4 protein-coding genes are annotated in these 4,091 nt (G+C 29.4%); all 4 read left to right on the top strand.

Going from position 1 to position 4,091, the window contains the following annotated elements; translation table 11 throughout:
- On the top strand, positions 1-1,664 hold a 1,664-nt coding region (locus tag WBG30_RS12215), incomplete at its 5' end, for a BglG family transcription antiterminator (RefSeq protein ID WP_424504940.1).
- Between the two features lie 159 nt (positions 1,665-1,823).
- Positions 1,824-2,252 (top strand): PTS sugar transporter subunit IIA, encoded by a 429-nt coding sequence (locus WBG30_RS12210; protein ID WP_424504939.1) that lies wholly within the window; start codon positions 1,824-1,826, stop codon positions 2,250-2,252.
- Positions 2,253-2,265: 13 nt separating this feature from the next.
- Positions 2,266-2,529, top strand: a complete 264-nt coding sequence (locus WBG30_RS12205; RefSeq protein WP_424504938.1) for a PTS sugar transporter subunit IIB — start codon at positions 2,266-2,268, stop codon at positions 2,527-2,529.
- A 34-nt stretch (positions 2,530-2,563) separates the two neighbouring features.
- Positions 2,564-3,907: a PTS ascorbate transporter subunit IIC gene (locus WBG30_RS12200; RefSeq protein WP_424504937.1), complete on the top strand. Its 1,344-nt coding sequence runs from the start codon at positions 2,564-2,566 to the stop codon at positions 3,905-3,907.
- Positions 3,908-4,091: the final 184 nt, after the last annotated feature.

Below are 4,091 nucleotides of genomic sequence, written 5' to 3'. Positions count from 1 at the left end.
ATTATAGGTTAAAAATAAACTTAAAAGGAAATAGAGGGCTTATCTTAGTAGGAGAAGAGGAAGATATAAGAAAACTCCAACTAAGAATTTTAAGTGAATATAAAAATAATCTTTCATCTGGAAAGGAAAAAATAAAAGAAGTTTTGGATGAATATTTAGACGAACGAGATAAAAATGGGATAAAAACATTTATTTTTTATATTCAAAAACAGATGGAAAAAATTATTTCTGATGAAGCATATGGGATAATAGAAACTTATATTTTGATAGTAATAAATAGGATAAGGGGAAATCATAGACTAGAAAAAATCCCCAATGCTAAATTTTTGGAGGAAACATCTGAATTTCAAGTCATTCATAAAGCTGGGAGTATTTTAGAAGCTAATTATGAATTGGAGTTAGATCAGTTGGAAATTTTAAAGATTACAGATTATATATTAGGAAGTCATACATATAATTTCACATATTCTTACTATGAAAACTGGGTAGAAATAGAGATTATGGTTAAAAATTTAATAGATAAATTCAATGAAAAAATAGATGTAGACATTTCTTCTGATACCAAATTATTGGAAGGATTAATAAACCATATTAAACCTACCATATATAGGATGAAAACAGGGATAGAACTTCAAAACTCTATCTACGAAGAAGTGGTTGTTAGTTATCCAAATTTATACAATATAACTTCAGAGATAATCGAGGAGTTAGAGGGGTTTGTGGGAGAAAAATTTAAACCTGATGAGATAGCTTTTTTAGTGATACATTTTAAGGCTGCTATAGACAGAAATAGGTACAGAAAAAAAGATATAAAAAATGTACTTTTGGTTTGTGGTTTAGGGTATGGTAGTTCAAAATTATTAGCTCAGCAGATTAAAGATATCTATAGTATAAATATAGTGGATATAATACCTTACCATATGGTAGAACGGTATAAAAAAAATAATGAAATAGATATGATTATTACTACCTTGGAGGAGAGTGTATTTAATTTAGAAGTACCTACAATTAGCGTAAAACCTATCTTAAGTAGGCAGGATATTCATAATTTAGATAAATATGCTCTTCCCAAATACAGAAAAAAAGTCCTTCTTTCAAGTCTGTTGAATTTAGTTAATTCTACAGCTAAAGTTCAAGATGAAAAAAGATTGATAGATGGATTGAAAGTAATTTTTGAAGATCGTTTGATAGATGACCTTTCTAAAGAAAAATTGGATATAACAGATCTTTTAAAAGTTAAGAATATTTCATTAAATCAAAGTGCAACTACATGGGAGGATGCTATAGAAAAGACAGGGAAATTACTCCTAAAAAATGGATATATAAAGGAATCTTATATAACTTCTATGATCGATGTTGTAAATGAATACGGTTCTTATATAATAATTACACCTGGTGTAGCCCTTCCTCATGCTAGATGTGATGGTAATGTAATTGATACAGGAATGAGTCTATTAACTCTTCGTGAACCGGTTATCTTTCCAGGAGGGAAAAAAGTAGATCTTTTAATCTCAATATCTTCAAAAGATAATAAAGAACATTTAGATTCCTTGGTGGATCTCATGAATTTATTGACTGAATACGACTTTAAAGAAAAAATAAAAAAAATGAATAAACCAAATGAAGTATTGAAATTTATATATAAATATAAGATGGAAAGATAAAAAATAAAAAAAGATATCCTCTTTTGTAGGATATCTTTTTTCTTTGGAATTATTTAGGGCAAAAAATGTAATTTTTTTTTGAAAGAATAAGTCTGTTTAATTTTTTCTATTAAAATATTACACTTTTATCAAGTAAAGAAACAATAGGGGGACAAATAGATGCTAAAACAGCTACTTAAAAATAATATACAGGTTGTAGAAAGTATAGATAACTGGGAAGAGGCAATAAGATATGCTTCTAAACCACTACTAGAAAAAAAAACCATTGAAGATAGATATGTAAGTTCTATGATAGACAATATTCATGAGTTAGGAGCGTATGTTGTATTGATGCCAAGGATAGCTATGCCACATTCTAGACCAGAAAATGGAGTCAACATAACTTCTATGTCACTATTAAAATTAAATAAGGGAGTATCATTTTCAAAAGATAAAGATGATATAAATCTAATTTTTATATTAGCAGCAGGGGATAATACATCTCATATGGATGCAATTATAGGGTTAACAGATTTATTAGAAGATGGAGAGAAGATAGAACAAATTATTGGTGCAGCAAATTCAGAAACAATTTATAATTTAATATAATAGGGGGAAAAAAATGAAAATATTGGTAATGTGTGGGAATGGATTAGGAAGCAGTTTCATGATGGAGATAAATGTAAAAAAAGTATTGAAAGAATTAGGGAAAGTAGCAGATGTAGATCATACAGATCTAGCTTCAGCAACTTCTAGAGAGGCAGATATCTATATCGCAACAGAGGATATAATGGCTAATTTTAATAAAGAAGGAGTAAAAAAAGTAGCATTAAAAAACATAATGGATCTGACTGAACTTAAAGAAAAATTGTCTCAACATCTGTAAAAATAGGGGATTTATAAAAAAATAGGGGGAAGAAATGATATTAGACGTGATTATGAAAGATGTATTAGGATCGCCGGCTATACTTATTGGGTTGTTTGCTTTTATAGGATTAGTGATTCAAAAAAAAGATATAAGTGATATTATATCAGGAACATTGAAAACTGTAATGGGATTTGTTATTTTAGGAGCAGGAGCAGGAGTCATAGTAAAATCGCTAGCTGTCTTTGGATCGATGTTTGATTTTGCATTTGGAATAAGTGGAGTAATACCAAATAATGAAGCTATCGTAGCAGTAGCGCAAAAAACATTAGGTAAAGAAACGGCACTTATAATGTTATTTGGAATGATAGTAAATATAATTATTGCTAGATATTCAAAATTTAAATATATATTTTTAACTGGGCATCATACATTATTTATGGCATGTTTAATCTCTGCTATATTATCTGTAAGTGGTATGACAGGAGTTTTATTAATAGTATTTGGTTCAATGGTACTAGGAACATTGATGGTATTATCGCCAGCAATGTTACAAAAATACACCAAGGAAATCACAGGGTCTGATGACTTAGCACTGGGACATTTTGGATCTTTTGGTTATTTTTTATCAGCTAAAATTGGTGAAGTTATTGGAAATAAAGAGCATTCCACAGAAACTATTAATGTACCTAAAAAATTAGGATTTTTAAGAGATACATCTGTATCGATCTCATTGACTATGACATTACTTTATTTTATAGTAGCTTTATTTGCAGGAAAAGAATTCATTGAGACTGAAATTTCTGGTGGATCAAACTACCTAGTATTCTCATTTTTACAAGCTATAGAATTTGCAGCAGGAGTATACGTTGTATTAGCAGGTGTTAGAATGTTAATTGCTGAGATAGTACCAGCATTTAAAGGAATAGCAGACAAAATAGTTCCAAATGCAAAACCAGCATTGGACTGTCCAGCAATCTTTCCATTTGCACCTAACGCAGTTATAATAGGTTTTTTATCAAGTTTTGTAGCAGGATTAATATCTATATTTATCTTACCAGCTATGAGTTTGGCAGTTATAGTACCAGGGCTTATTCCTCATTTTTTTACAGGAGCAGCAGCAGGAGTATATGGAAATGCAACAGGTGGTAGAAAGGGAGCTGTAGTAGGAGCCTTTGTTAATGGAATAGCAATCAGTTTTCTACCAGCACTTTTATTACCTTCATTATCAGCTATTGGATTTTCAGGATCTACATTTGGAGATGCAGATTTTGGAGTAGTAGGTTTAGTACTTAGTAATGCTGGGAGCACATCACTAACAATACTTTATGGAGTAATTATATTATTTACAGCTCTACCATTTATCTTATCTATAGGAAAGAAGAAAGTAGTAGCATAGGTATAAAACAAAAAAAAGAAGAAACTCTAGAGGTTGCACATCTCTATAGTTTCTTCTTTTTTTTATTATTTAGGAAATTATAAATTTCAAGATATGCAAAAAAAATAAATTGTTTAGTCAAATGATAAAGAATTTTCGGTAAAAAATTTATTTCAAAGGATAATATAAATAAAAAAGTATATGC

The organism is Psychrilyobacter sp., from assembly GCF_049671765.1.
Taxonomy (GTDB): Bacteria; Fusobacteriota; Fusobacteriia; order Fusobacteriales; family Fusobacteriaceae; genus Psychrilyobacter.
This window is presented reverse-complemented; position numbering and strand designations above follow the sequence as displayed.

Coding starts and splice junctions, on each gene's coding strand:
- WBG30_RS12210 (WP_424504939.1), top strand. CDS start 1,824: ATGCTAAAACAGCTACTTAAAAATAATATACAGGTTGTAGAAAGTATA.
- WBG30_RS12200 (WP_424504937.1), top strand. CDS start 2,564: ATGATATTAGACGTGATTATGAAAGATGTATTAGGATCGCCGGCTATA.
- WBG30_RS12205 (WP_424504938.1), top strand. CDS start 2,266: ATGAAAATATTGGTAATGTGTGGGAATGGATTAGGAAGCAGTTTCATG.